This is a genomic window from Nocardioides sp., from assembly GCF_036503465.1.
Classification (GTDB): Bacteria; Actinomycetota; Actinomycetes; order Propionibacteriales; family Nocardioidaceae; genus Nocardioides.
Map to the genome: position 1 here is coordinate 33416 of NZ_DASXWU010000023.1, position 24557 is coordinate 57972.

Annotated in this window: 25 protein-coding genes; 9 read left to right on the forward strand and 16 right to left on the reverse strand. The window is 70.9% G+C overall.

The genetic code is table 11. The annotated features are described in order from the left end of the window. The first annotated feature begins 52 nt into the window (after positions 1–52). The 3 genes from ngcE to VGK78_RS03400 are packed head-to-tail and all read left to right on the forward strand — an operon-like array spanning position 53 to position 3353. Entirely contained in the window at positions 53–1474 is a 1422-nt protein-coding gene (gene ngcE / locus VGK78_RS03390) for an N-acetylglucosamine/diacetylchitobiose ABC transporter substrate-binding protein (RefSeq protein ID WP_331525927.1), read from the forward strand. Then, complete coding sequence (locus VGK78_RS03395; protein WP_331525929.1) at positions 1471–2472, forward strand: sugar ABC transporter permease; 1002 nt, start codon at positions 1471–1473, stop codon at positions 2470–2472. Before ngcE ends, VGK78_RS03395 begins: the two co-directional genes overlap by 4 nt. After that, positions 2469–3353, forward strand: coding sequence for a carbohydrate ABC transporter permease (locus tag VGK78_RS03400; protein WP_331525931.1), 885 nt, complete (start codon positions 2469–2471; stop codon positions 3351–3353). Before VGK78_RS03395 ends, VGK78_RS03400 begins: the two co-directional genes overlap by 4 nt. A gap of 83 nt (positions 3354–3436) precedes the next feature. Here VGK78_RS03400 and VGK78_RS03405 read toward each other — a convergent pair whose 3' ends face one another. After that, positions 3437–5374 (reverse strand): DUF5107 domain-containing protein, encoded by a 1938-nt coding sequence (locus tag VGK78_RS03405; protein WP_331525932.1) that lies wholly within the window; start codon positions 5372–5374, stop codon positions 3437–3439. Positions 5375–5390: 16 nt separating this feature from the next. On the opposite strand from VGK78_RS03405, the gene VGK78_RS03410 reads away from it, so the two are divergent. Further along, positions 5391–6299: an ROK family protein gene (locus tag VGK78_RS03410; protein ID WP_331525933.1), complete on the forward strand. Its 909-nt coding sequence runs from the start codon at positions 5391–5393 to the stop codon at positions 6297–6299. Then, positions 6296–7459 (forward strand): N-acetylglucosamine-6-phosphate deacetylase, encoded by a 1164-nt coding sequence (locus VGK78_RS03415; RefSeq protein WP_331525934.1) that lies wholly within the window; start codon positions 6296–6298, stop codon positions 7457–7459. Before VGK78_RS03410 ends, VGK78_RS03415 begins: the two co-directional genes overlap by 4 nt. Positions 7460–7496: 37 nt before the next feature. On the opposite strand, the gene VGK78_RS03420 is transcribed toward VGK78_RS03415, so the two are convergent. The 4 genes from VGK78_RS03420 to VGK78_RS03435 are packed head-to-tail and all read right to left on the reverse strand — an operon-like array spanning position 7497 to position 9755. After that, positions 7497–8090: an AAA family ATPase gene (locus VGK78_RS03420; RefSeq protein ID WP_331525936.1), complete on the reverse strand. Its 594-nt coding sequence runs from the start codon at positions 8088–8090 to the stop codon at positions 7497–7499. Between the two features lie 40 nt (positions 8091–8130). Next, positions 8131–8502 carry a thioredoxin gene (gene trxA / locus VGK78_RS03425; protein WP_331525937.1) on the reverse strand — a complete coding sequence of 124 codons (372 nt, stop codon included), beginning with the start codon at positions 8500–8502 and terminating at the stop codon, positions 8131–8133. A gap of 39 nt (positions 8503–8541) precedes the next feature. Beyond that, positions 8542–8964 carry a VOC family protein gene (locus VGK78_RS03430; protein ID WP_331525939.1) on the reverse strand — a complete coding sequence of 141 codons (423 nt, stop codon included), beginning with the start codon at positions 8962–8964 and terminating at the stop codon, positions 8542–8544. Beyond that, positions 8961–9755 carry a trans-aconitate 2-methyltransferase gene (locus VGK78_RS03435; protein ID WP_331525940.1) on the reverse strand — a complete coding sequence of 265 codons (795 nt, stop codon included), beginning with the start codon at positions 9753–9755 and terminating at the stop codon, positions 8961–8963. Before VGK78_RS03435 ends, VGK78_RS03430 begins: the two co-directional genes overlap by 4 nt. A 130-nt stretch (positions 9756–9885) precedes the next feature. On the opposite strand from VGK78_RS03435, the gene VGK78_RS03440 reads away from it, so the two are divergent. Then, positions 9886–10377 (forward strand): MarR family winged helix-turn-helix transcriptional regulator, encoded by a 492-nt coding sequence (locus VGK78_RS03440; protein ID WP_331525941.1) that lies wholly within the window; start codon positions 9886–9888, stop codon positions 10375–10377. 212 nt (positions 10378–10589) lie between these two features. Here VGK78_RS03440 and VGK78_RS03445 read toward each other — a convergent pair whose 3' ends face one another. The 6 genes from VGK78_RS03445 to rsmI all read right to left on the reverse strand — a co-directional run bounded on the left by VGK78_RS03445 (position 10590) and on the right by rsmI (position 17416). Next, entirely contained in the window at positions 10590–12392 is a 1803-nt protein-coding gene (locus tag VGK78_RS03445; RefSeq protein WP_331525942.1) for an ABC-F family ATP-binding cassette domain-containing protein, read from the reverse strand. Then, positions 12389–13297 carry a 4-(cytidine 5'-diphospho)-2-C-methyl-D-erythritol kinase gene (locus VGK78_RS03450; RefSeq protein ID WP_331525943.1) on the reverse strand — a complete coding sequence of 303 codons (909 nt, stop codon included), beginning with the start codon at positions 13295–13297 and terminating at the stop codon, positions 12389–12391. The genes VGK78_RS03445 and VGK78_RS03450 overlap by 4 nt, the downstream gene beginning before the upstream one ends. Further along, positions 13294–14148 carry a 16S rRNA (adenine(1518)-N(6)/adenine(1519)-N(6))-dimethyltransferase RsmA gene (gene rsmA / locus VGK78_RS03455; protein WP_331525944.1) on the reverse strand — a complete coding sequence of 285 codons (855 nt, stop codon included), beginning with the start codon at positions 14146–14148 and terminating at the stop codon, positions 13294–13296. Before rsmA ends, VGK78_RS03450 begins: the two co-directional genes overlap by 4 nt. A 132-nt stretch (positions 14149–14280) precedes the next feature. Continuing rightward, a complete protein-coding gene (locus tag VGK78_RS03460; protein WP_331525947.1) occupies positions 14281–15465 on the reverse strand; it encodes a transglycosylase family protein in 1185 nt (394 codons plus the stop codon). 224 nt (positions 15466–15689) lie between these two features. Next, positions 15690–16559: a TatD family hydrolase gene (locus tag VGK78_RS03465; RefSeq protein ID WP_331525948.1), complete on the reverse strand. Its 870-nt coding sequence runs from the start codon at positions 16557–16559 to the stop codon at positions 15690–15692. 8 nt (positions 16560–16567) lie between these two features. Beyond that, entirely contained in the window at positions 16568–17416 is an 849-nt protein-coding gene (gene rsmI / locus VGK78_RS03470) for a 16S rRNA (cytidine(1402)-2'-O)-methyltransferase (protein WP_331526017.1), read from the reverse strand. A gap of 123 nt (positions 17417–17539) precedes the next feature. Between rsmI and VGK78_RS03475 the strand changes: the two genes are divergently transcribed. Beyond that, positions 17540–19270: a dolichyl-phosphate-mannose--protein mannosyltransferase gene (locus VGK78_RS03475; protein ID WP_331525949.1), complete on the forward strand. Its 1731-nt coding sequence runs from the start codon at positions 17540–17542 to the stop codon at positions 19268–19270. A 107-nt stretch (positions 19271–19377) separates the two neighbouring features. Here the strand turns inward: VGK78_RS03475 and VGK78_RS03480 are convergent, their stop codons facing one another. The 4 genes from VGK78_RS03480 to VGK78_RS03495 are packed head-to-tail and all read right to left on the reverse strand — an operon-like array spanning position 19378 to position 21582. Further along, positions 19378–20346, reverse strand: coding sequence for an aldo/keto reductase (locus VGK78_RS03480; protein WP_331525950.1), 969 nt, complete (start codon positions 20344–20346; stop codon positions 19378–19380). A 60-nt stretch (positions 20347–20406) separates the two neighbouring features. Beyond that, complete coding sequence (locus tag VGK78_RS03485; RefSeq protein ID WP_331525952.1) at positions 20407–20757, reverse strand: antibiotic biosynthesis monooxygenase family protein; 351 nt, start codon at positions 20755–20757, stop codon at positions 20407–20409. Next, complete coding sequence (locus VGK78_RS03490) at positions 20754–21320, reverse strand: antibiotic biosynthesis monooxygenase family protein (RefSeq protein ID WP_331525953.1); 567 nt, start codon at positions 21318–21320, stop codon at positions 20754–20756. The genes VGK78_RS03485 and VGK78_RS03490 overlap by 4 nt, the downstream gene beginning before the upstream one ends. 19 nt (positions 21321–21339) lie before the next feature. Next, positions 21340–21582 carry a hypothetical protein gene (locus VGK78_RS03495; RefSeq protein ID WP_331525954.1) on the reverse strand — a complete coding sequence of 81 codons (243 nt, stop codon included), beginning with the start codon at positions 21580–21582 and terminating at the stop codon, positions 21340–21342. 104 nt (positions 21583–21686) lie between these two features. Between VGK78_RS03495 and VGK78_RS03500 the strand changes: the two genes are divergently transcribed. Together VGK78_RS03500 and VGK78_RS03505 are read left to right on the forward strand one after the other, a co-directional pair. Then, positions 21687–22286 carry a TetR/AcrR family transcriptional regulator gene (locus tag VGK78_RS03500; RefSeq protein WP_331525955.1) on the forward strand — a complete coding sequence of 200 codons (600 nt, stop codon included), beginning with the start codon at positions 21687–21689 and terminating at the stop codon, positions 22284–22286. 292 nt (positions 22287–22578) lie between these two features. Beyond that, the gene (locus VGK78_RS03505) at positions 22579–23940 is read left to right on the forward strand and encodes a helix-turn-helix domain-containing protein (protein ID WP_331525957.1); all 1362 of its coding nucleotides are present in this window, start codon (positions 22579–22581) and stop codon (positions 23938–23940) included. A gap of 7 nt (positions 23941–23947) precedes the next feature. Here the strand turns inward: VGK78_RS03505 and VGK78_RS03510 are convergent, their stop codons facing one another. Next, positions 23948–24097: a hypothetical protein gene (locus VGK78_RS03510; protein WP_331525958.1), complete on the reverse strand. Its 150-nt coding sequence runs from the start codon at positions 24095–24097 to the stop codon at positions 23948–23950. Positions 24098–24557 lie beyond the last annotated feature (460 nt).

Genomic DNA, 24557 nt, shown 5'->3' on the forward strand with positions numbered 1-24557 from the left:
CAGCACGACCCAGCACTCAGCAGAAGAGTTCATCACGAAAGGGAATCCCACGATGAGCCGAGAAACCGCACAATTCGACCGCCGAACCCTGCTCCGTGGCGCCCTTGCGACGGCAGCGATCGCACCGCTCGCCGGAGCGCTGGACGCGTGTGGTGGTTCGTCGCCCAGCGGAGGTGGTGGCGGCTCCTCGGCCGGCCCCAAGTCGGCCACCAACCCGTTCGGGCTGGCGGACAACTCGAGCGTCGAGGCCGTCATCTTCAACGGCGGCTACGGCTACGACTACGTGAAGTTCGCCGCCGCCCAGGTCCCGAAGCAGTCGGGCTTCTCGGGCGTCACGATCAAGGTGTCGCCGTCGACGCAGATCGCCCAGCAGCTGCAGCCGCGCTTCGTCGGCGGCAACCCGCCGGACCTGATCGACAACTCGGGTGAGAACGCCATCGGGTTCAACGCCATCGAGCAGCAGCTCGAGACGCTCGACGACGTCTTCGAGGCCGACAACTACGAGGGCACGAAGATCGCGGACACGCTGTACCCGAACGTCAAGCTCCCGGGCACCTTCGACGGCAAGTTCCTCGCGATGAACTACGTGATGACGGTCTACGGCATCTGGTACTCCGCCACCCTGTTCCAGCAGAACGGCTGGACCCCGCCGAAGACGTGGGACGACGCGATCGCCCTGGGTGCCAAGGCCAAGGCCAAGGGCAAGTACCTCTGGGTGTGGGGCAAGGAGGCGGCGACGTACTACCAGACGATGGCCGTCGACTCGGCCATCAAGGAGGGCGGCGACGACGTCCGGCTCGCGCTGGAGAACCTCGAGTCCGGCTGCTGGTCGAAGCCGCAGATCCAGGACGTCTTCAACGCCCTCGGCGAGTGCGTGCAGAAGGGCTACTTCGTCCCGGGTGGCGCCGGCACGCAGTTCACCGCCGCGCAGGCGAAGTGGAGCAACGACGAGCAGGCGATCCTCTACCCGTCGGGTGGCTGGATCGAGAACGAGATGAAGAAGGCCACGAAGAGTGACTTCCAGATGACCGGCGCGCCCGAGCCGACCGTCTCCTCGAGCCCGAAGATGCCGTACGAGTCGCTCCGCGCCGCTGCGGGCGAGCCGTACATCGTGCCGTCCCAGGGGAAGAACGTCGCCGGTGGCAAGGAGCTCCTGCGCGCCATGTTGTCCAAGGCGGCCGCGACCAACTTCTCCAAGACGCGTCTCGCGCCGACCATCGTCAAGGGCCTGGTGCCGTCCAACGGCTTCGGGTCGACGGCGCTGGTCTCGCAGACCAAGATGCTGGACGCCGCGGGCAGCAACACCTTCAACTATCAGTTCGTGGACTACTACGGCATGAACACCGACCAGCTGGTGCCCTGGAACTCGTTCCTCTCCGGCCAGCTCGACGTGGCAGGGCTCACCAAGGCCCTGCAGGGCATCACCGACAAGATCGCCAACGACTCCTCGGTGAAGAAGCTCAAGATCACGTGACCGCCACCACGACGAACGTGACGACCACCGGCGGCCGGCCTCGGCCGGCCGCCCGGCGGCGTCGCCGGATGCCGAGCCTGGACCGGCTGAGCTTCATGACGGTCTTCCTCGGGGTGCCGCTGGCGATCTACGTCATCTTCGTGGTGTACCCGTTCGGCCAGGCGCTGTACTACTCGATGACCGACTGGAGCGGCTTCACGCCGACGTACAACTTCACCGGCCTGGACAACTACACCAAGCTCTTCCAGGACGACACCTTCATGCGCGCGCTGCGCAACAACATCGAGCTGGCGATCGTGGTGCCGTTCGTGACCATCGTGCTGGCGCTCGCCATCGCGACGGTCGTCACCGTGGGTGGCCCCAGCCGCGGCACGATCCGTGGGATCCGTGGCTCCGGGTTCTACCGGGTCGTCTCGTTCTTCCCGTACGCCGTCCCGGCCATCGTGATCGGCCTCATCTGGGCGCAGGTGTACGACCCCTCGGCCGGCATCCTCAACGCCTCCCTCACCAAGGTCGGCCTGAGCGGGTTCGAGAACTTCGCGTGGCTCGGCGACACGCGTACGGCGATGCCGGCGTCGATGTTCGTGATCATCTGGAGCTTCGTCGGCTTCTACACCGTGCTGTTCGTCGCTGCCATCAAGGGTGTCCCGGCGGAGATCTACGAGGCGGCGCGCATGGACGGCGCCGGCCGGTTCCGCACGGCTATCTCGATCACGCTGCCGATGGTCCGCGACACCGTGCAGGCGGCGTACATCTATCTCGGGATCACCGTCCTCGACGCCTTCGTCTACATGCAGGCCCTGAACCCGAACGGCGGCCCCAACAACACCACGCGGACGATGAGCCAGGACCTCTTCAACACGGCGTTCCGGAAGGGCCAGTTCGGCTACGCCACCGCCATGGGTGTCGTGCTCGCGGTCGTGACGCTGCTGTTCGCCGCGATCGTGTTCACGGTCAACCGCCTCACCGGAGGCGGCGAGAGGAGGCTGCGACGATGACCGCCGTCACGACCGACGAGAGCGTCGCCACCGAGAGCCGGAGCCCGTGGACCGGTGGTGACCGGGCCGTCGAGGCCACCTCGCACGCGCTCCTGACGATCTGGTCGATCATCGTCATCGTCCCGTTCCTCTGGGTCCTCCTGTCGTCCTTCAAGACGACCAAGGAGATCCTGGCCTCGCCGTTCTCACTCCCAGCTCACTGGAGCTTCGACAACTACGTCAATGCGTGGACCGACGCCGGGATCCGCCACTTCTTCCTGAACACGGTCATCGTGGTGGGCGCCGCCCTCGTGCTGGTCATGTTGCTGGGGGCGATGTGCGCCTACGTGCTCGCGCGGTTCGCGTTCCGCGGCGCACTGTTCATCTACTACGCGATGCTCGCCGGGCTGACGTTCCCGATCTTCCTCGCCATCGTGCCGCTGTTCTTCATCCTCAAGAACGGCGGGCTGCTCAACACCCTGCCCGGCCTGATCATGGTGTACGTCGCGTTCGCCCTGCCGTTCACGGTGTTCTTCCTCTATGCGTTCTTCAAGACCTTGCCGCACGAGGTCTACGAGGCGGCGCTGATCGACGGCGCCGGCGACTGGCGGATCTTCTTCCAGATCATGCTGCCGATGGCGCGGCCCGGCATCGCAGCCGTCGCGATCTTCAACTTCCTCGGACTGTGGAACCAGTTCCTGCTGCCGGTGGCTCTGAACACCGACCCGAACCGATATGTGCTGACCCAGGGGATGGCGGAGTTCGCCTCGCAGGCCGGCTACGCGGTCGACTTCGGGGCGCTGTTCGCCGCCGTCGTGATCACGGTCGTGCCGGTGCTGGTCGTGTACGTGATCTTCCAACGGCGGCTGGAGGGGTCGGTGTCCCAGGGCACGTTCCGCTGACCGCTCTCCCGTGCCCGGGACTCCGAACGCCGACAAACGCCGGTGAGCCAGGACCGGTGCGACCTGTCCGAACCGATCCGGCCTCACCGCTCCCCGGCGTCGGACATCCGGAAGTCGAGGTGCCCGGGAAGTGGCTCGCCCGGATGCAGTGCGTCCCAGACCTCGCCGAGGACGGTGTCTCCCTCGGCGAGGTCCTCGACGACCAGCGAGTCGAGGATCCGGCCGGCATGCTCACGGTCGCCCTCTTCCAGCAGTGCCCGGGCCTCGAGCAGCCGGGTCCGGCCGTGTGCGCGCATCGCCGGGTCCAGGGCCGCGATGACGTCCACGCAGGCACCAGGCCGGCCGGCGGCGAGCAACCGCTCCAGGTGCTCCACCACCAGGCCGCGACAGTCCTGTCGGAGCTGCCGCGCCCGCGCGTAGAGGTCGCACGCGCGATCGTCGTCGGCCAGCAGCGCCAGCCCTCGCAGCGCCCACGGGTTCTCGTCCTCGCGCAGGCTCGCGTCGTACTGCTCGGCCGCCCGTGCTCGCTCACCCCGCACGTGGGCGTTCACCGCGCGGGCCAGGTGCACCCAGGCGGAGTCCGGAGCCTCCTCGAGGACGGCGCGCCAGCGGTCGGAGACCGGCGGCACCGGCAGCCGGGAGGCAGAGATTGCGAGTCCCTGGGCGTCGCCGTCGAGCAGGTGGCGTGCCGGGAGGCTGTCGTCGTCGACCGGCGGGAAGGGCAGGGCCTGCGTCGGCACGGCGTCCGGGAAGTTTCGGAGCCTGAGCTCGACCTGACCCCAGCCGGACCCCGTGCTCACCTGCTCGGCCACCGCGGCGTCGGCCACCTCGCCGAGCCAGCGCTCGTGGACGGCCTCGAGGTGGTCGGGGTCCGTCACCTCGGTCACGGCTGCCTGCGCCGCCGCGCACGCGTGGTCGTATCCGCCCGCCACCGCGCCCGGGTCCAGGTCGACGCCGCCGAACGCCTCGGTCCACGACACGCGCGCGCCGCCGGCCAGCCGGTCGTGCTCGAGCTGGGTGGGACACCAGCCGGCCTGGATCTCGGCGTACCTCGCTCCCGGACCGCAGAGCCACTCCTGCCACCGGGAGCCGGCCGGTCCGCTCCCCCACAGGAACAGCTTCCGACCCCGCAGCCCGCGCGTCGAGGTCTGGGCGAAGCCGCTGCCGTCGGGCTCCACGGCCACGATGTGGAGACCGCCCTGTCCCTGCAGGTCGTAGAAGTAGTCGGCGGGGAACCCGGACGCCATCGGGTAGCTGATGTCGACGTCCGGGTGATCCGGATGGGGGACGGGCACCCGGCGCAGGGCCCCGTTGTACTCGGTGCGCCACGCGGCGTCCGCAGTGGTCAGCACGCGGGTCCCCGGAGACTCGGACACCGCGATGTTGGTCCAGTAGTAGAGGGGCTTCTCCTCGGGATCGGGGTTGACCACCCGGGTCGAGGCGTACAACCGGTCGGACCCCGGGGGCAGGGAGAGGTCGACCTGCAGCACCAGGTCACGGGTCCGCTCCCACTCCCACAGCCGCAGCAGGTCACCGTCCGGGCCGGCGACCACGGCGACGTGCATCGGCCGGCACGACAGTGTGGTGTGGCCGGTCGAGCCGAGATTCCACTCGATGCCTCCGGCGAACCAGGCGTTGGTGAGCCCGAAGTTGGCGAACTGCAGCACCGGGTTGCGGAACAACAGCTCACGCCCGCGGACCACGTCGTACAACGACCAGACCCGGCCGCCGAGCGTCGGCAGCACGGTCGCGCGCAGCCGCCCGTTCTCGAGCACGCACGCCGGCAGCTCGACCTCGCGCAGCGACCGGTCGTAGTCCTCCTGGATGCGGTACGGCAGAGGGCTCTCCAGCCTTCCGTAGGCGATCCGCTCGCGCATGTCCGCCGGAGCACCCGGGTCGAGGTCGGGGTACGGCAGCCGCCGCAGCCGCGTGAAGCGGGGCAACGGACTCGCGGGGCCGAGGCTCGCCGCCCGCACGGTCACGGTGGTGCGGCGTACCGTCGCCGCCGAGGTGCTCGCCACATGACATTCTTACGCAGTGGACGACGACGACCTCGCACTCGCCGTCGATGTCGGTGGCACGACCATCAAGGCCGCTCTCATCGACCCCGCGGGGTCGATGGTGGCGTCGGAGCACCGGCCCACACCACAGGGCGACCGCGCACGCGACGCGATCGCCGAGGTCGGACGCTCCCTGCTCGCGCAGTGCGCTCACGCGACGGTGGTCGGCGCCGGCGTCGTCGTCCCGGGGCTGGTCGACCGCGGGGCGGGCGTCGCGACGTACAGCGCCAACATCGGGTGGCGCGACCTCGAGCTGGTGCGGTCGCTCGGCGCCGAGTGGGGGCTGCCGGTCCGGATCGCCAACGACGTCGCCTCCGGGGGTGTGGCGGAGCATCGGATGGGCGCGGGTGTCGGCACGGACGACTTCGTGTTCGTGCCCGTCGGCACCGGGATCGCCGCTTCGATCGTCTCCGGGGGGCGGCTGGTGTCCGGGCATCGCGGTGAGACCGCGGAGATCGGACATCTGGCCGTCGGGACGGGCATCCCGTGCGCGTGCGGCCAGGACGGCTGCCTCGAGACCGTCGCCTCCGCGTCGGCGATCGCCCGCCGCTACGCGCAGCTGAGCGGTCACGACGTCACCGGCGCCTCCGACGTGGCCGCCCGGCTGAGCACGGATCCCGCCGCACGACAGGTCTGGCAGGACGCGGTGGACGGGCTCGCGGACGGGCTCGGCATCGTCTCGCTGGTCGTCGCCCCGGCCCTCGTGGTGATCGGCGGTGGACTCAGCCGGGCCGGCGACGCGTTGCTGCACCCGCTGCGGGACGCACTCCGGCGAGGGGCCGCTCTCGTGCATCCGCCCGACGTCGCCGTGTCGGCCCTCGGCGATCGGGGTGGCGTCGTCGGCGCCGCGCTCCTGGCCCGCGACGGATGGGCGGCCGAGTCATGACCGCGTCGGCGTTGGCCGGACGCCTCGTGACGACCGGCGGCGTCCTGGACGACGGCGTGCTCGAGGTCCGCCCCGACGGGACGATCGGGTACGTCGGCCCTGGGTCCGGGTGGTCGGGTCCAACGCCTGAGCCGGTCGACACGCTCGCGGCGGGGTACATCGACATCCACTGTCACGGCGGTGGCGGCCACACCGTCACCTCCGGTGACCCGGCCGAGGTCGCCGCGGTCGCGGCGCATCACCTGTCTCAGGGCACCACCACGATGCTGGCCAGCCTGGTGAGCGCGCCGACCCCCGAGCTCGTCGCCGCGATCGAGGCGATCGCCTCCATCGCCGAGACGGGGTCATCGGTCGTCGGGTGCCACGTCGAGGGGCCGTTCCTGGATCCGGCGCACCGGGGCGCGCACGACCCGGCGCACCTGCGCAACCCCGGGTCCGACGAGATCGCCCGTTGGCTGGCGGCCGGCGCGGACGATGCCGGTCGCCAGACGGTCCGGATGGTGACACTCGCCCCGGAGCTGCCCGGGGCCGCGGCGGCCGCCGAGCTGCTCGAGCGCTCCGGGGTCGTCGTGGGCCTCGGTCACACCGGCGCCGACGCCCGGGGCTTCGGTGAGGCGCTGGGTTCACTGCGAAGGCCGCTGGTCACCCATCTGTTCAACGGCATGGAGCCCTTGCACCACCGTCGACCAGGCCCGGTCGCCGCCTCCCTGGATGCGCTGGCCCGCGGGGCGACACGCGTGGAGCTCATCGCGGACGGCGTGCACGTCGCCGACGAGACGGTGCACCTGGTGTTCGCGGTCGACCCCGGCCGGCACGTCGTACTCGTCAGCGATGCGATGGTGGCTGCGGGCATGCCGGACGGCGACTACGAGCTCGGGTCGATGCGGGTGCGGGTCGAGGACGGCCGGGCGTGGACGCGCACCGAGCCGCCGTCGCTCGCGGGCGGCACCTCGCACGCCGCCGACCTGGTACGCCGCTGCGTGGTGCAGGCCGGCGTCGACCCCGTCGCGGCCGTGGCCGCGGCCACCTCCACCCCCGCCAATCTGCTCGGCCTGGACGACCGCGGCAGCCTGGCGACCGGTCTGCGCGCCGACCTCGTGGTGCTCGACCGCGACTGGCGGGTGCGGCGGGTGATGCGCGGAGGCGACTGGATCAGCTAGCTGGGTCGTCCGCCTCAGCAGCGCCCAGGGGTTCCCCTCATGCGGACGACCCGAGAACGGCAGGGGACGCCAACCAGGTCAGGACCTCGGCGGCCACGTCCTCCGGCGGCCGGTCGGTGTTGTCGATCCTCAGGTGCGGGCAGTCGGCGATGACCTCGTCGGCCGGGGACGGGACGCCGGTGCTCATCTGGACGCGCTCGAGGCCGCGCACGTTCTCGTCGGACCAGGCCAGGTCGCGCTTCGACTTCTTCTCGGCCAGGCGGTACGGCGTGCGGTTCCGCGCGAGGCGGGTGTCGAGGTCGGCGTACAGCTCCAGGAACGCCACCCGCTGACCGCGCTCCACGAACGGCCCGATGTGCCGCCGCACGTAGGCGGCGTCCTCGGGCAGGTCCAGGCCCCAGACGAGCGTGTAGACCAGGTCGATGCCGGCGTCGGCCGCCTCCTCCAGCACCCGGAGGCGGAGCCCCTCCAGGAGACGGTTGAACGGCGGGGTCCCGTAGTCGAACACGTCGAGCAAGGGCTCGAGGACGTGGTGGTTGTGGAACAGCCGGAAGTCGCCAGCGTCCGCGATCGCACGCCCGACGGTCATCTTGCCGACCGCCGGCGGCCCGAACACGAACAGCAGCGTCACGGAGCCAGGGTGGCGGACAGTCCACCGGGAGACGAACGGATTACGCCTGCTGTGCCTGCTGCTCGGCGACCTGACGACGTACGTCGTCCATGTCGAGGCCGCGGACCGCGGTGATCAGCTCCTCGAGCGCGGGGGCCGGCAACGCGCCGGCCTGACGGAAGACCAGGATGCCGTCGCGGAACGCCATCAGGGTCGGGATCGAGCTGATCTGGAGGCCGCCGGCCAACATCTGCTCCGCCTCGGTGTCGATGCTGGCGAAGGTGATGTCGTCGTGCGTCTCCGACGCCTTCTCGTAGACGGGCGCGAACATCCGGCACGGGCCGCACCAGGACGCCCAGAAGTCCACCAGCACGACGCCCTCCTGGGTCACCGTCTGCTCGAACGACTCCTCGGTCAGTGGGAGGGTGGCCATCAGATACCTTTCCGCCGGAGCACCGGCCTCGATCATCTGTCAGGCCAACATCGGCGCCCGCCCAGGCATTCCGTGGCCGCCGACCGCGGGCTGGAGCACCTCGACCCGGTTGCCGGCGTCGTCGTGGGTGTGGAAGCGGAGGTACCCGTCGAAGGTCTCGCGCTCGCGGTCGTCGACCTCGAAGCCGGCCCTCCGGACGCAGGCAGCCACGGCGTCGAGGTCGTCCACCACGAACGCGGGGTGGGCCTTGCGAGCCGGGCCGAAGGGGTCCTCGACGCCGACGTGCACCTCGGCGACGACCGCACCCCGCGCGCCGTACGCACGGAACCATGCCCCGCCCCGGCCGCGCAGCGCCATCGGCTTCTCGACCTCCGTCAACCCGATCCCGTCCCGGTAGAAGCGGCGCGCGCCGTCCTCGCCATGTGGCGGACAGGCGACCTGGACGTGGTGAAGCGCGATCATGGTCGCTCGGTGGTCGAGCTCGTCGAGACCCGCGCGACCACGAAGATCCGGCGGAACGCAAGGACGACGCGTCCGTGCCGCTCCGGGTACGCCGCGCGGAGACGCCGCTTGAACTCCTCCTCGAAGGCCGGGCGGAGGTCGTCCGGCAGCGCCTGGAGCGTCGGGCGGGCGCCGGTGCCCGACACCCAGGTGAAGACGGGGTCGGGGCCGGTCAGCACATGGAGGTACGTCGTCTCCCAGGCGTCGACCGTGCACCCGAGCTCGGCGAGCGCCTCGAGGTAGACGGCCGGGTCGTGGCTGCTCGGGACGGCGACGCCCTGCGTGTGCGCGGCGTAGGGCTCCTCGGCGGCGAGGTCGCGGCGGATGGTGTGGCTGGGTTCGTCGAAGTTGCCCGGCACCTGGAAGGCGAACCAGCCTCCCGAGCGGACGCGGCTCACCAGGTCGGGGAGCAGATCGAGGTGTCCGGGCACCCACTGCAACGTGGCGTTGGAGACGAGGACGTCGACAGGCTCGGCGCCGGCCACCCAGGTACGGAGGTCGGCGACCTCGAAGGTGATGCTCGGATCGGCGGACTCGGCCTTCGCGATCATCTCCGGGCTCGAGTCGACGCCGCGGACGTCGGCGCCGGGCCAGCGCTCGCGCAGCAGCGTGGTCAAGTTGCCGGGACCGCAGCCGAGGTCGACGACCGTGCTCGGCTCCGCGGCCGCGATCCGCGCGATCAGCTCGACGAAGGGTCTGCCCCGCTCGTCGGCGTAGGTCAGGTAGCGGTCGGGGTCCCACGTGTGCGACACAGCGCCTCCTTCTCCGTTGTCGGCTCCGTCCGCCAGCGCCGACGGTGATCTCTTGATGTCAAGACAACTACCAGTCTCGGAGTCATTCATCTTGATGTCAAGATTCTCGATCGCGCCCTAGGCTGTGAGCATGCGCGACGAGGTGGATGAGCTGCTGGAGGCGTGGGGCCGCGAACGCGGCGACCTGGACCTCGGGCCGGTCGCGGTGTTCAGCCGGGTCAGCCGACTGGCCCGCCGGCTCGAGCTCGCCCGGCGCGAGGCGTTCGCGGCGCACGACATCGAGCAGTGGGAGTTCGACGTGCTGGCCGCGCTGCGCCGCGCCGGCACGCCGTACGAACTCTCCCCCGGCCGCCTGCTCCGCGAGACCCTGGTGACCAGCGGGACGATGACCAACCGGATCGACCGGCTCAGCGCGCGAGGGTACGTCGAGCGCTACCCGGACCCCGACGACCGCCGCGGGGTGATCGTGCGGCTGACCACCGACGGCAAGTCCGCAGTCGACGCGGCCTTCACCGCGCTCCTCGATGCCGAACGCACCCTTCTGGAGGATCTCCCCGAGCGCGACCGGACGCGGCTGGCGAGCCTGTTGCGGACGCTGCTGGCGCCGTTCGGTGGTGGGTGAATCTGCGGCCGGTTCGCGCCCGATCGTCTAGCCCGATGGTGTCTCTCCGCGCGATCACGGTGTTCATTTGTCGGGTACGGCGGCACTGAGGCTCCCGCGCGCCTACGGGGCGCGCGTGGTTGCCACCGATGCGCGCGGGAGCCTCAGCGGAGATGCCGCCGTACCCGACGTGCTCGCTTCGCTCGCGTCTCGGCAGATCGTCTGCCGCAGACTCAATCGAGCAGGTCCGCGGCTTGGAGCCATTCGGACTCGAGGGAGTCGCGTTCGGCGGCGAGCTCGGCGAGCTGGGCGCCGAGGTCGGTGAGTCGCTGGTGGTCGGAGGCGTGGGCGAGCACCTCGGCGTTCAGCTGCTCCTCCCGGGAGGCGACCTGCTCCAGTCGCTTCTCGACCCGCGCCAGGGCCTTGCGCGCCTCCCGCTCCTCCGCGCTGCCCGCCCGCGCCTTGGCCGACGTGGGAGTTCTCCGCCCTCGCGGTGGGACTTCTGACGAGACGTCGGGGGCGGAGAGCTCAGCTCTCGGTGGTGGAGAAGTCCCACTTCGGCGTTGCAGGTACTCATCGACGCCGCCGGGGAGCAGGGAGATCCGGCCGTCGTCGAGTAGGCCGTAGATCACGTCGGTGACCCGCTCGAGGAAGTAGCGGTCGTGGGAGACCACGACCAGGGTGCCCGGCCAGCCGTCGAGGAAGTCCTCGAGCACGGTCAGGGTCTCGATGTCGAGGTCGTTGGTGGGCTCGTCGAGGAGCAGCACGTTCGGCTCGGAGAGCAGCAGACGCAGCAGCTGGAAGCGGCGCCGCTCGCCTCCGGAGAGGTCGCCGACGCGGGCGGTGAGCTTGTCGCCGGTGAAGCCGAAGCGCTCGAGCATCGCGGTCGCGGTCACCTCACCTGTCGCTGTGCGGGTGACCCGGCGCATCGACTCGATCGTGGCCAGCACCCGGCCCTCGGGGTCGAGCGTGTCCAGGGCCTGGGTGAGGTGCTGCAGAGCGACGGTCCGGCCGTGCTTCACCCGGCCCGCCGTCGGCGCCAGGGTGCCGTCAAGCAGCGCCAGCACCGAGGACTTCCCCGCGCCGTTGACCCCGACGACCCCGACCCGGTCGCCCGGCCCGAGCCGCCAGGTCGCGTGCGACAGCAGCACCCGCTCGCCGCGGACCAGGTCGGCGTCCTCGACGTCGACCACGTCCTTGCCGAGCCGCTGCGTGGCGAACCTCTGGAGCTCGAGCCGGTCACGCGGTGGTGGTTCGTCGGCGATCAGCGCCTCGGCCGCGTCGATCCGGAACTTCGGCTTCGCGGTCCGGGCCGGCGCCCCGCGGCGCAGCCAGGCGAGCTCCTTGCGGGCCAGGTTGCGCCGGCGTACCTCGGTGGCGGCCGCCTGTCGTTCGCGCTCCGCCTTTGCCAGGACGTACGCCGCGTAGCCGCCGTCGTAGGTGTCGACGGCGCCGTCGTGCACCTCCCACGTGCGCTGGCAGACCGCGTCCAGGAACCACCGGTCGTGGGTCACCACGACGAGTGCGGACGGGAGCGCCGCGAGGTGCGCGGCGAGCCAGGCGACCGCCTCGACGTCGAGGTGGTTGGTCGGCTCGTCGAGGACGAGGAGATCGTGCTCACGCAGGAGCAGCTCGGCCAGCGCGCAGCGCCGGCGCTCGCCGCCCGACAGCCCGGCCACGGCGCGGTCGAGCTCGATGCCGGCCAGCAGCTCGGTGACGATCTCGCGCGTGCGGGGCTCGGCGGCCCACACGTGGTCGGGCCGGCCGGCGAGGACGGCGTCGCGGACGGAGTGGGTGTCGTCGAGGGTGTCGCCCTGGTGGAGGTAGCCGACGTGCAGCCCCCGCGCGGCCGAGACGCGGCCGTCGTCCGGCGGTTCCTGCCCGGTCATCACCTGGAGCAACGTCGTCTTGCCCTCGCCGTTGCGGCCGACGATCCCGATCCGCTCACCCGCGCCGACGCCCAGCGAGACCTCGGTGAGGAGCGGGCGCACGCCGTAGGCCTTGGACACCCGCTCGAGGTTGACCAGGTTGCTCATGCCTCGACCACGTGCGCCCCGGCGACCGGGCCGTGCGCGACCAGGACGACGCGGCGCTCGTCCGCCGCGGTCAGGGCGCCGGCGACCACTCGCGCGTGGTCGCCCGACTCGCACAGGAACACGCAGGTCGGCCCCGACCCGGACACCAGGCCGCGCAGTGCTCCGGCGTCGACGCCTTCCACGATCAGCTGTGCCAGGTCGGGCCGGAGGTCGCACGCGGCCTGCTCGAGGTCGTTGTGCAGGGCGGCGGCGAGCCGGCGTACGTCGCCCGCGGCCAGCGCCGCGATCACCTCGTCGGGAGCGCCGGGCACCTCGGGCGCGTCCGGCCGCAGCTCGTCGTGGTGCCGATAGACCGCCGGCGTCGACATCCCCTCCTCCGACGGCACGACCACCCACCACCACGCGCCGCGGTCGTCGACCCGTGTCACGACCTCGCCGTGCCCCTCGCCGAGCGCCGACCCGCCGACGAGGGCGAACGGTACGTCGCTGCCGAGCCCCGCGGCGAGCAGCAGCAGGTCGTCGTCGGTGGTGCCGAGGTCGTGCAGCCGGTCCAGGGCGAGCAGCGCCGCCGCACCGTCGGCGGATCCGCCGGCCAGCCCGCCCGCGATCGGGATGCTCTTGTCCACGTGTACGTCGGCGGTGACCGGCCGGCCGTGGTGCGCCGCCAGCGCCGCCGCGGCCCGGTCGACGATGTTGTGGCCGGCCGGCGGCAGGTGGCTCGCGTCGATGTACGGCGCCACCTCGGTCGACACGGTCAGGTCGCCGGCCGTCTCGACGGTGATGTCGTCGTACAGGCTGACCGCCTGGTAGACCGTGACCAGCGTGTGGAACCCGTCCGCGCGCGGCGCACCGACGCCGAGCAGCAGGTTGATCTTCGCCGCAGCGCGCACGGTCAAACCGCTCACCACAGTGCCTCCGCGATCCGCGCGAAGTCCGCGATCCCCAGCGACTCGCCGCGCGCCAGCGGGTCGATCCCGGCCTCCGTCAGCGCCGCCGTGGCGGCCTCGCCCGAGCCGGCGAGGGTCCGCAGGGCACCGCGCAGAGCCTTGCGGCGCTGGGCGAACGCCGCGTCGACGACCGCGAACACCTGCTCGCGCGTCGCCGACGTGGACGGCGGCTCGTGGCGGGTCCAGGCGACGAGGCCGGAGTCGACGTTCGGTGCCGGCCAGAAGACGGTGCGCCCGATCGCGCCGGCCCGGCGGACGTCGGCGTACCACGCGGCCTTCACGCTCGGCACGCCGTACACCTTGGACCCGGGCCGGGCCGCGAGTCTGTCCGCGACCTCGGACTGCACCATCACCAGCCCCCGCTCGAGGCTCGGCAGCAGGGCGAGCAGGTGGAGCAGCACGGGCACCGAGACGTTGTAGGGCAGGTTGGCCACCAGAGCCGTGGGCGCCGGGCCGGGGATCTCGGTCACCCGCAGCGCGTCGGCGACGAGCACCTCGCAGTGCGCCGCCAGGTCGGGTGCGTACGCCGTCAACGTGTCGGGCAGCGCGGCGGCCAGCACCGGGTCCACCTCGATCGCCACGACCCGTCGCACCTCGCCGAGCAGTGCCAGGGTCAGCGACCCCAGCCCCGGCCCGACCTCGACGACGACGTCGTCCGGCCGCAACGCCGCCTCCCGCACGATCCGTCGCACGGTGTTGGCGTCGATCACGAAGTTCTGCCCGCGCTGCTTGGTCGGGCGTACGCCGTGACGGGCGGCGAGCGCGCGAACGTCCGCCGGCCCGAGCAGACTCGGGCCGGCGGACGTCATGTTGGCCAGCCTATGGGGGGTGTCAGGCCGGCCGGCGATGACCAGGAGCGCACGACTGGGACCCGAAGGGGGGTTCGGGGCCCGACGCTCGGTCACCGGGCTCTTTCGTTGTCGCGCTGTCGACGGGTGGCGTCAGCGGGGCAGTCCCAAGGACGCCGCGCAGGCCGGCCATGCGCCGTACCCACCGCTGGCGTCACGGACCTTGGTGGCGATCGCGATCTGCGTCAGCCGCGAGGCGTTGCTGGGAAGTCCGCTTCCACCGTACGCCTGCCACGTGCCGAGCGAGAACTGCAGCCCGCCGTAGTAGCCGTTGCCGGTGTTGGTCGCCCAGTTTCCCCCGGACTCGCACTGCGCGAGGCGGTCCCAGACGGTGTTGCCACTCGCGAAGTTCGTGGTCGCGACCGTCTTGGTGCCGACCCGCTCGATCTGTGCCACCGGGTCACTGAGCACGTCCTGCGAGAGCACCGTGCGCGCGACGAGCCGGCCGTTGCGGAAAAGGATCCGGTAGGTCACGTCGCGCAGCCCCTCACGGCCGTCGCGCACCACCGTGCTCGAGCCGCGGGCCATCGACGAGTCGTCACGGGTGACGGTCGCGAAGGGCATGGCCTCGCCCTTCACCTGCTTGCGCACGATCCGGACCCGGTCCAGCACCACCTTGTCGCCCTCGGTGAGGGTGCGGTGCAGGCCCGGGTGGACCACGTCGTCCTTGCCCAGCTTGACGTCGATCGCCTTCAGTGCCTGGGCGACGGTGTACGCCGGGACGGTCTCGTGCACCGGCTTCTTCCCGCCGATCACGAACGTGAGCCGCTTGGCGGTGGCGATCGAGATCCGCAGTCCGTCGCGGGTGATGCCGGCGCCGCGGCTGACCGACAGGTGGGCCCGGTCGAAGCTGCGGTTGATCTCGTCGAGTGCCCCGCGCACGTTCGTCGCGGTCACCCAGTACGTCGTGGTGTCACCGTCGACGTCCAGCTTCAACGGTTTGCCGTAGCGGACCGCGATGCTCGTGCCGTCGTGCACCGGTTGGTCGACGGCGGGGGCCACCTCGTCGTGCGAGCGCAGGGCGATCCCCTGGTCCTTCAGGACCTGTCCCACGGTGTCGCCCTGGGCGGTCACGTGCTCGACGTGGCCGTCCACGTTGAGGGTCACGTCGGACCCATGCGCCATCGACGCGTAGCCGACGGTCGTCCCGACCACCGCCGCGAGGGCGACCGCCCCGGTGGCGACCAACGCTGCCTTGCTCTTGCTGATTCGTGCGAGCTTCTGGCGCACAGCTCTCCAGACGTCGTACTCCCCGGGCCTCGGACGACGTCGGGCCACCGGCCCCGCTCCGTCATGCACGGTGTCATGCACGATGCGGGGCCCGCATGGAAAAGGCTGCGCAGCAGGTACGCAGCCCCGACGCCGGATTCGCATGCAGCACCCGATCCCGGCCAACAGCCACAAGACCCTACGTAGGCCCCGCCACGGGCCCAACTCCTTGACGCCGTTTGTGACGAGGCTCTCGTGTCCGAAACCCGCCGATTACTGTCTGGATCCGGGCGTCACCACGCGCCGTACGCCGCCTCCGTGTTCGAGTCGATCGCCGCGCACAGGGTCTCGAGGTCGTCGCCGCGCACCTCCGCCATCGCCCGCACAGTGATCGGCACGAGGTACGACGCGTTCGGGCGGCCGCGGTAGGGCGTCGGCGTCAGGAACGGCGCGTCGGTCTCGACCAGCACCCGGTCGAGCGGCACGACGGCGAGCGCGTCGCGCAATGGCTGTGCGTTCTTGAAGGTGACGGTCCCGGCGAAGGAGAGGTGGGCGCCGCGGTCGAGGCAGGCCTTGGCGAAGCGGACGTTGCCGGAGAAGCAGTGCATCACCCAGCGCTCGGGGGCGCCCTCGGCGTCGATCACCTCGAGCACGGCGTCGTGGGCGTCGCGGTCGTGGATCACCAGGGTCTTGCCGAGTCGCTTGGCGAGGTCGATGTGACGGACGAACGACTCCCGCTGGACGTCGCGGCCTTCGGGGCCGGTGCGGAAGAAGTCCAGACCGGTCTCACCGACGGCTCGGACGGCGGCGTGCGACTGCGCCAGGCGCTCGATCTCGGCGAGCGCCTCGTCGAGCCGTCCTTCCGCGGCGAGCCGAGGCGCCTCGTTGGGATGCAGCGCGACACCCGCCACCAGCGCGTCGTGCTCCTCGGCGGCTTCGACAGCCCACGCCGCCCCGGGCAGGTCGCAGCCGATCTGCACGATCCGGCGTACGCCGACCTCGGTCGCCCGGGCGATCGCCTGGCCGGTCTCGAGCCAGTCGCCGTCGGAGATGTCGAGGTGGCAGTGGTTGTCGACGACGGGGAGGGGCAGGGGTTCGGGCGGTGGTGGCCGTTCGCGGTCGCGACGCTGACCCTGCTCGTCGTCCGCCGATCGGCTGCGCATCGGGCCGCTCACACCTCCTCCTGCAGATCGGGCCCCACGCCGTGCACCGCGTCGTACACCCTCCGCTTCGGTACGCCGGCCCGGGTGGCCACGGCGCGGATCGCGCCCTTGCGACTCGTCCCGGCGGCCTCCTCGGCCTCGACCGCGGCGCGCAGCGCGTCCGGGTCGGTGGTGACCGACGCGGAAAAGACGGCGCCTGCCACGACGATCGTCACCTCGCCCCGCACGCCCTCCTCGGCCCAGGCGGCCAGCTCGGCGAGCCCGCCACGGCGTACCTCCTCGTGGGTCTTGGTCAGCTCCCGGCAGACGGCCGCCGGCCGGTCGCCGCCGAAGGCGTCCGCCATCGCCGATACGGCGGCCGCCGTGCGGTGCGGGGCCTCGAAGAACACCAGCGTCCGCTCCTCGCCGGCCAGCGCCGCGAGCCGGCGCGAGCGCTCGCCCGCCTTGCGCGGCAGAAAACCCTCGAAGCAGAACCGGTCCACCGGCAGCCCGCTCAGCGCGAGCGCCGTGAGCACCGCCGACGGGCCCGGCACCGCGGTGACCCGGATGCCCGCCTCGACCGCGGCCGCGACCAGCCGGTACCCGGGATCGGAGACGCTCGGCATCCCGGCGTCGGTCACCAGCACGACCCGGTCACCGGCCACGAGCCGCTCGACGAGACCCGGCGTACGGGCCGCCTCGTTGCCGTCGAAGTACGACGTGACCCGGCCCTTCACCTCGACGCCGAGCTCGCCGGCCAGCCGGGCCAACCGACGGGTGTCCTCGGCCGCGATCAGGTCTGCCTCGGCCAGCTCCGCGGCCAGCCGCGGCGGGGCGTCGGCCGCCTGTCCGATCGGCGTCGCCGCGAGCACCAGCACTCCCGCCTCATCGGATGTCCCGGCCACCGTCCGATCATCCCAGGCCCTCCGGGTCGTCCGCCCCACAGGCACCCAGGGGTTCCTCTCCGGCGGACGACCGGAAGGGCCCTACAGTTGCCGAACGTGACGACCGGAGCAGCCGCGCCCCCCGAGCGCCGTCGGATGACCGGTCTGTCGCACGACGCCGAGGGCAACCCGGTGCCGCTCGCCCAGCAGCGGGCGCGGTTGCGCGGCCGGTTCGAGGACCCGTTCGTCGGCTGGACCGCCACGGTGTCGATCACGCTGCTGTCGCTGTTCGTCCGGCTCTGGAAGCTGGGGACCCCGCACGCCTTCGAGTTCGACGAGACCTACTACGCCAAGGACGCCTGGTCGCTGTGGCACTTCGGCTACGCGCGTGACTACATCGCCAACGACGGCGGTGTGGCGAACAAGCACATCCTGGCCGGCCAGACGACCGGTCTCTGGAAGCCGGACGCCTCGATGGTGGTCCATCCCGAGGTCGGCAAGTGGCTGATCGGGGTGGGCGAGAAGATCTTCGGCTTCACCCCGCTCGGCTGGCGGGTCGTGCCGGCGATCGTCGGCACGCTGCTGATCCTGGTGATGATCAGGTTCGTCCGCCGCCTCACCGGCTCCACGCTGCTCGGCTGCGTCGCGGGGCTGATCCTGAGCTTCGACGGGCTGGAGTTCGTGCTCTCGCGCCTCGCCCTGCTCGACATCTTCGTGGCCTTCTTCACGCTCTGCGCCGTGCACTGCCTGGTGGTGGACCGCGACTGGTACCGCGCCAGACTCGCCGTCCTCGTCCCCGGGCAGGTCGAGGGCGAGGGCTGGGGTCCGGTCCGGGCTCTGCTGTTCCGCCCCTGGCTGCTCGCCTCCGGCGTCTGCTGGGGACTGGCCTGCGGCAGCAAGTGGGAGGCGGTGTACCCGATGGCGGCGTTCGGCCTCCTGGTCGTCGCCTGGTGCGCCGGTGCCCGGAGGTCGTTCGGCGTCAGCTTCGCGGGCCTCAAGTCGCTGTTGGCCGACGGCGTCCCGGCGTTCGCGCACATCGTGCTGGTCGGTCTGGTGGTCTACATCGCGACCTGGACCGGGTGGCTGATGCACTCGTCGCAGTACGTCGAGTACCTGTCCAACACGCAGTACACCCACTACGTCTCCGGGGGCTCGGACTGCGGCAAGAACATCGTCAGCGACGACTCGTTGCACTGGCCGACCGCGGATCAACCCGTGCGGCACGGCATCCCCGGGCTGGTCCAGGGCCTCGAGTCGCTGTGGTACTACCACCGCGACGTCTACGTCTTCCACACCCACTTCCTGACCGGCTGCACCCACACCTACGCGTCGCAGCCGCGGGGGTGGCTGCTGCTGAACCGTCCGGTGGGTGTCGACGCCCAGACCGGCATCAAGCCGGGGACCGACGGCTGCGACGCGCCGAAGGGCAGCGACTGCCTGCGCCAGGTGCTGATGCTCGGCACACCCGCGATCTGGTGGGGTGGTGCCCTGGCGCTGATCTTCGCGCTGTTCATGTGGGTGGGCGCCCGGGACTGGCGGTTCGGGATAGCCGTGGTCGGCACGGCTTCCACGTGGCTGCCCTGGTTCGAGTACGACGGCCGGCCGATCTTCAGCTTCTACGCGATCGTGACCCTGCCCTTCGTGGTGCTCGCCCTGGCGCTGACGATAGGCAAGCTCCTCGGGTCATCGCGAGACCCCACGCCACGACGTACCGTCGGCGTCGTCGCCGCCGGGTCGTACGTCGTGCTGGTGATCCTCAACTTCGCGTGGTTCTGGCCGATCTACACCGACGCCCTGCTCACCCACTCCGAGTGGCTCCAGCGGATCTGGTTCTCCCGCTGGATCTGATGGCCTGTCGAATTCCCCGCCTGAGCGGGGAGTTCGACACTTGTTGGCCCAGATTTCCCCCACTCAGTGCGGACTTCCCCGCCTGAGCGGGGAATTCGGCACGGCCCCTACTGGTGGCCGGCGATCGCGTGGGGGACGTAGCCCGAGCCCAGCTCGGCGACCTCGTCCTCGGTGAGCTCCAGCTCCACCGCGGCGAGGGCGTCGGTGAGGTGCTCGGGCCTGGTGATCCCCACGATCGGGGAGGTGACGGCGGGCTGCGCCAGCAGCCAGGCGAGGGCGACCTGCGCCGGCGAGACCTCACGTCTCGATGCGACGGCCAGGACCTTCTCGACCACCGCCTGGTCCTCGTCGCGGTACAAGGAGCGGCCGAACTCATCGGTCTCCGACCGCGCAGTGCGGCTGTCCCACGGCCGGGTCAGCCGTCCACGCGCCAGCGGGCTCCACGGGACGACACCGACGCCCTGGTCGGCGCAGAGCGGCAGCATCTCCCGCTCCTCCTCGCGGTACAGCAGGTTGTAGTGGTTCTGCATGGAGACGAACCGCGTCCAGCCGTGACGCTCGGCAGCGTGCTGCATCTTCGCGAACTGCCAGGCATACATCGACGAGGCTCCGATGTACCGGGCCTTGCCGGCCTTCACCACGTCGTGCAGGGCCTCCATCGTCTCCTCGACCGGGACCGCGCGGTCGAAGCGGTGGATCTGGTAGAGGTCGACGTAGTCGGTGCCCAGCCGCCCGAGACTGGCGTCGATCTCCTGCAGGATCGCCTTGCGCGACAGCCCCGCACCGTTGGGACCGGGCCGCATCCGGCCGTTCACCTTGGTGGCCAGGACGACGTCCTCGCGGTCGGCGTGCTTCCACAGCGACCGACCGGTGTACTCCTCGCTGGTGCCGGCGGCGTACACGTTGGCGGTGTCGAAGAAGTTGACCCCCGCGTCGAGGGCGGCCTTGATGGTCTGCTCGGCGAACGCCTCGTCCTTCATCCACGGCCGGTCCTGGCCGCCGTTCCCCCAGCTCATGCAGCCGATGGTGATCCGCGAGACCTCGAGCCCGCTGTCGCCCAGCCTGGTGTACTCCATGCGCTCCTCCTCGGACGTGCCTCTCCCCACCCTTGCACGCCCCGGGTCACCCCGGCGCCGTCAGCCGACCTCCGTGACCGCCTCGAAGAGCACCGGCGTGCTCGGGAACTCCTCCCAGCCTGGCGCGGTCACGACGTCGCGGAACTCCGTAGTGGCATGGGCGGCACGGAAGGACGCCTCGTTGTCCCAGCGGGCCACGTTCACCCAGCGGTACGCCGCGTCGTCGCTGACCGCGCGGTGCAGGCGCAGCGACAGGAAGCCGGGCTGCCGGGTGAAGTAGTGGCTGGTCCGCTCCCACAGCGCATGGAAGGCCTCGTCCCGGTCGGGTGGCACCCGGAAGCTGTTGATCAGGGTCACCGGTCCGGTGGTGGCCGAGCCGGTGGCGGCGGTGCGGGCGTCGGCGTCGATCATCGGGCCACCCCCTCGTCGGCGGAGACGGCGCGGCACAGTGTGGGCTGGGCCGTGAACGGCAGGTCGCCGCCGGCCAGCGCGCGGAAGCCGTCGTCGTGCGCGGCACGCCAGGCGTCCGGCGACTCCCACTCGACGACGTTGACCAGGCCGAACGGCGCGTCGTCGTCCAGGCGTCGGTGCAACCGGTGCCAGCGATAACCGGGCTTGCGCACCATGTAGTGGTTGACCCGTTCCCAGGCCGCGAACGCCGCGTCGTGCCGCTCCGGCGCGAACCGCATGCAGTTGACGAAGATGACGCTCTCGTCGTGCCGGTCCGGGTCGTACGCCGGAGCAGCCTGGTCGTTGACGTGGAAGGCCTCGTACCGGCCTGCGAGCGCCCCCGGCCGCCCGGCCGCGGAGGCGACGAGGAGCGCCGCGTCCTCCGCGGTGGCAGCCTCGCCCAGGTCGATCCAGGGGTACGCCGCGGGCATGCCGACGGCGCGGTGCAGCGTGTGCCCCTCGGCCAGTGCGGTCGGGGCCGGTGCCCCGTCGGGCACGTCGTACACGGTGATGACGGTGGTCATGGTCAGCATCCTCTCGTGGTCAGTGGAGTCGGTGGCCGGCGTACGGGCCCTCGTGGAAGAGGGCGGCGGTGTGCGCGGTGCCCGCGCCCGCGCAGACGACCCAGGCCTGTGGGGCATCGGGATCTTCCTGCTCGAGCGGCACGACGGCCACACCGAACAGCCGGGTCCAGCGTGGGATCCCGGACGGGCGGCGTAGCAGTCGGTTGACACGCGTAACGCCCCTGCCGGGGCGGGTGGGTGCGGCGAGTGCGCAGTCGGTCATCTCAGTTCCTGCAATCCTGTGTCGTTGTTGCACTTGTGTGTAATGAATGCACGTCGGTATAGTGAGACCTACAGATCGGGCTGTCAAGAGGAGAGGACGAACGCGTGACCCAGGAGCGCACCACCGGCCGGGTCGCCCAGCGGCGGCGTACCAGGCGGGCGATCCTCGACGCCACCGCGGGGCTGCTCCGCACCGGTGCCGAACCGTCGGTGAGCGAGATCGCGGCCGCGGCCGACGTGTCGCGGCGCACCGTGTACCTCTACTACCCGACCCTCGACCAGCTCGTGCTCGACGCGACCATCGGCACGCTGAACGTCGACGTGGACGCAGCACTCGCCGCCCAGGCCTCCGACGACCCGCACGAGCGGCTGCGCACGCTGGTCACCGAGACCTTCGCGACCATGGAGAGCTCGCTGCCGCTCGGGCGCAAGCTGATCAGGCTGACGGTGGACGCTCCGCCACCGGCCGGCGGCGGTCCACGTCGAGGGCACCGACGGGTCGGCTGGATCGAGTGGGCGGTCGAGCCGTGCCGCGAACGACTCGCCCGCGAGGACTACGAGGACCTGGTCTCCGGGTTGGCTCTGGTGATCGGGTGGGAGGCCTTCATAGTCCTGCTCGACGTGCGCGGGCTGTCGGCCGACGCTGCGCGGCGGCTGACCCTGCGCACGGCGGAGGCGATCCTCGACGCTGCCCTCGCGAGCTGACACCCTGCGGGGAGCGGAGTCGCCGGCGGTGGCCCGCGAAGCGGGGAGGCGGCGTGACCGGGGCCAGAGACACGTCACGCGTGCGTCGGAACGACGCACGCGTGACGCCTAGCCCCCCGGCCAAACATCGACATTCTATCCGCGAGCGGTTCGGATGCCGACGGGGTGAATCTAGTCTTTCGGTTGGTGCCGCGTAGTCCTTTCGGGCCACTTCACCCAAATTTGCCTCCAAAGATCCTCGTCTTGTCAGATTTCTTGCCCGGACGGCGCATCTCTCGGTCACAATCCCGCTATGGACGTGCTCGAGGCAGACCTCCTGAAGGAGATCGACCCGGCGGAGCTCGGTCAGCGCATCCGTGCTGCCCGGGTCGCCAAGGGGTGGACCCAGACCCAGCTCGCCGGCGACGACATCTCCGTCGGCTATGTGTCGCGCATCGAGTCCGGCCAGCGAAGGCCGAACAGCCAGACCCTCGAGGACCTGGCCGCGCGCCTCGGCGTACCCACCGAGCACCTGCTCCGCGGCGTCACCGCGCGCGAGTACGACGAGATCAAGCTGACCCTGGACTTCGCCGAGCTCTCCTTGGAGTCCGGCCAGCACCTCGAGGCCGAGTCGCAGGCGCGACAGGCGGTCGACCGCGCCGCTGTCGCCTCGCAGGAGGAGCTCGTCTTCCGCGGCAAGTACATCATCGCCCGCGCGCTCGAGGGTCAGGGCAGTATCGACGACGCGATCCTGCAGCTGGAGGAGCTGGTCTACTCCCGCAAGGGCGGCCTGGTCCGGATCAAGAGCGCGATCGCGATGGTCCGTTGCCTGAAGAACTCCGGCGATCTGACGCGTGCCATCGAGGTCGGCGAGCGGGTGATGGCCTCGCTCGAGGGATCCCACATCGGCAGCTGCGACGAGGCCGTCCAGCTGACGGTGACCGTCGCTTTTGCGTACTTCGTGCGCGGGGACGCGGGACACGCGGTCCGGATGTGCCGCAAGGCGATCGTCAAGGCCGAGGCACTGGACTCGCCGGTGGCCCGCGCCTCGGCGTACTGGAACGCCAGCATCTTCGAGGCCGAGCGCGGTTCGGTCAGCAACGCGGTGCCGCTCGCCGAGCGCGCCCTCGCCCTGCTCGCGGAGGGACAGGACTCGCGCAACCTGGCGCGACTGCGCACCAGCCTCGGTCGGATGCAGCTCGAGCTCGACCCGCCCGACGTGACGGAGGCGAAGCGTCACCTCGAGAAGGCCGCCGAGGAACTGGTCTGGTCGAGTGCCAGCACGATCGAGATCTCGGGCAACCGACTGGCGATCGCCCGCGCGCACTACTTGGACGGTGACCTGGCGCGGGCCGACGACATCTGTGCGGAGATCATCTCGTCGGTCAAGGACGAAGCTCCGATCCTGGCCGCCGATGCGGAATCGCTGGCCGGCCAGGTGGCCGCCGCGCGCGGAGACGGTGAAGGCGCCAAGCGGGCCTACCGACGTGCGGTCTTCCTGCTGACGGCCGTCGGCGCAGACCGCGATGCCGCACAGCTGTGGTTCGAGCTCGCGGATCTGCTCGAGGACGTGGGCGACCTCGAGGCGGCACGCGACGCCTACCGAAGCGCAGCGGCCTCGTCAGGCCTGCGCATCCGGCCGAAGAGCCGTGCGGGTGTTGCTCAGCTGTCGTAGCTGAACGTCAGCAGCAGCCCTCGTAGCCGCCGCGCAGCTGGGTGATCTGGCTGTGCCCGGCGTCGGCGCTGGTGGCCGGCCCGACGGCGACGATCCCGATCGCAGCCACGAACGAGGTGGCCAGCGCGGCGAGCTTGATCTTGGTGTGACGTGCCATGTCAGTGTTTCTCCCTGTGTGGTGCCTGTCCCGAGACGCTCCGAGAGAAGTTTGGGGTACGCCGTGGCAAATTTGGAAGTCTTGACAAGTACCCACGTGTCGTGTGTGGCGCCTGTGACGACCGCCCTGGAGCCCTCAAATCCCCTGCCGTGCGTCTTCCGAGCGTGAAATCAGATGCGTAAGGTAAAAAGCCGATCAATTTGCAGAAAGTGCATCGCGCGCAGGCGCGACGTGTAAACTTGAGTCAACATCAGATGGCAACCCCCCAGCCATCAGATGCCACCCATCGGATGGCAACCCCCCAGCCATCAGGTGAGAAGCTCGCAGGCGCCAGCCCCCCAGGCCGAATGCGAGACCGCGACTGGTTCCTTCCAATCGCGACCGGCCCCCCGCATCCGTGCGGGGGGTCCTTACATTTCCTGGACTTTTACCTTTTGACAAGACCCACTCGATAAACACG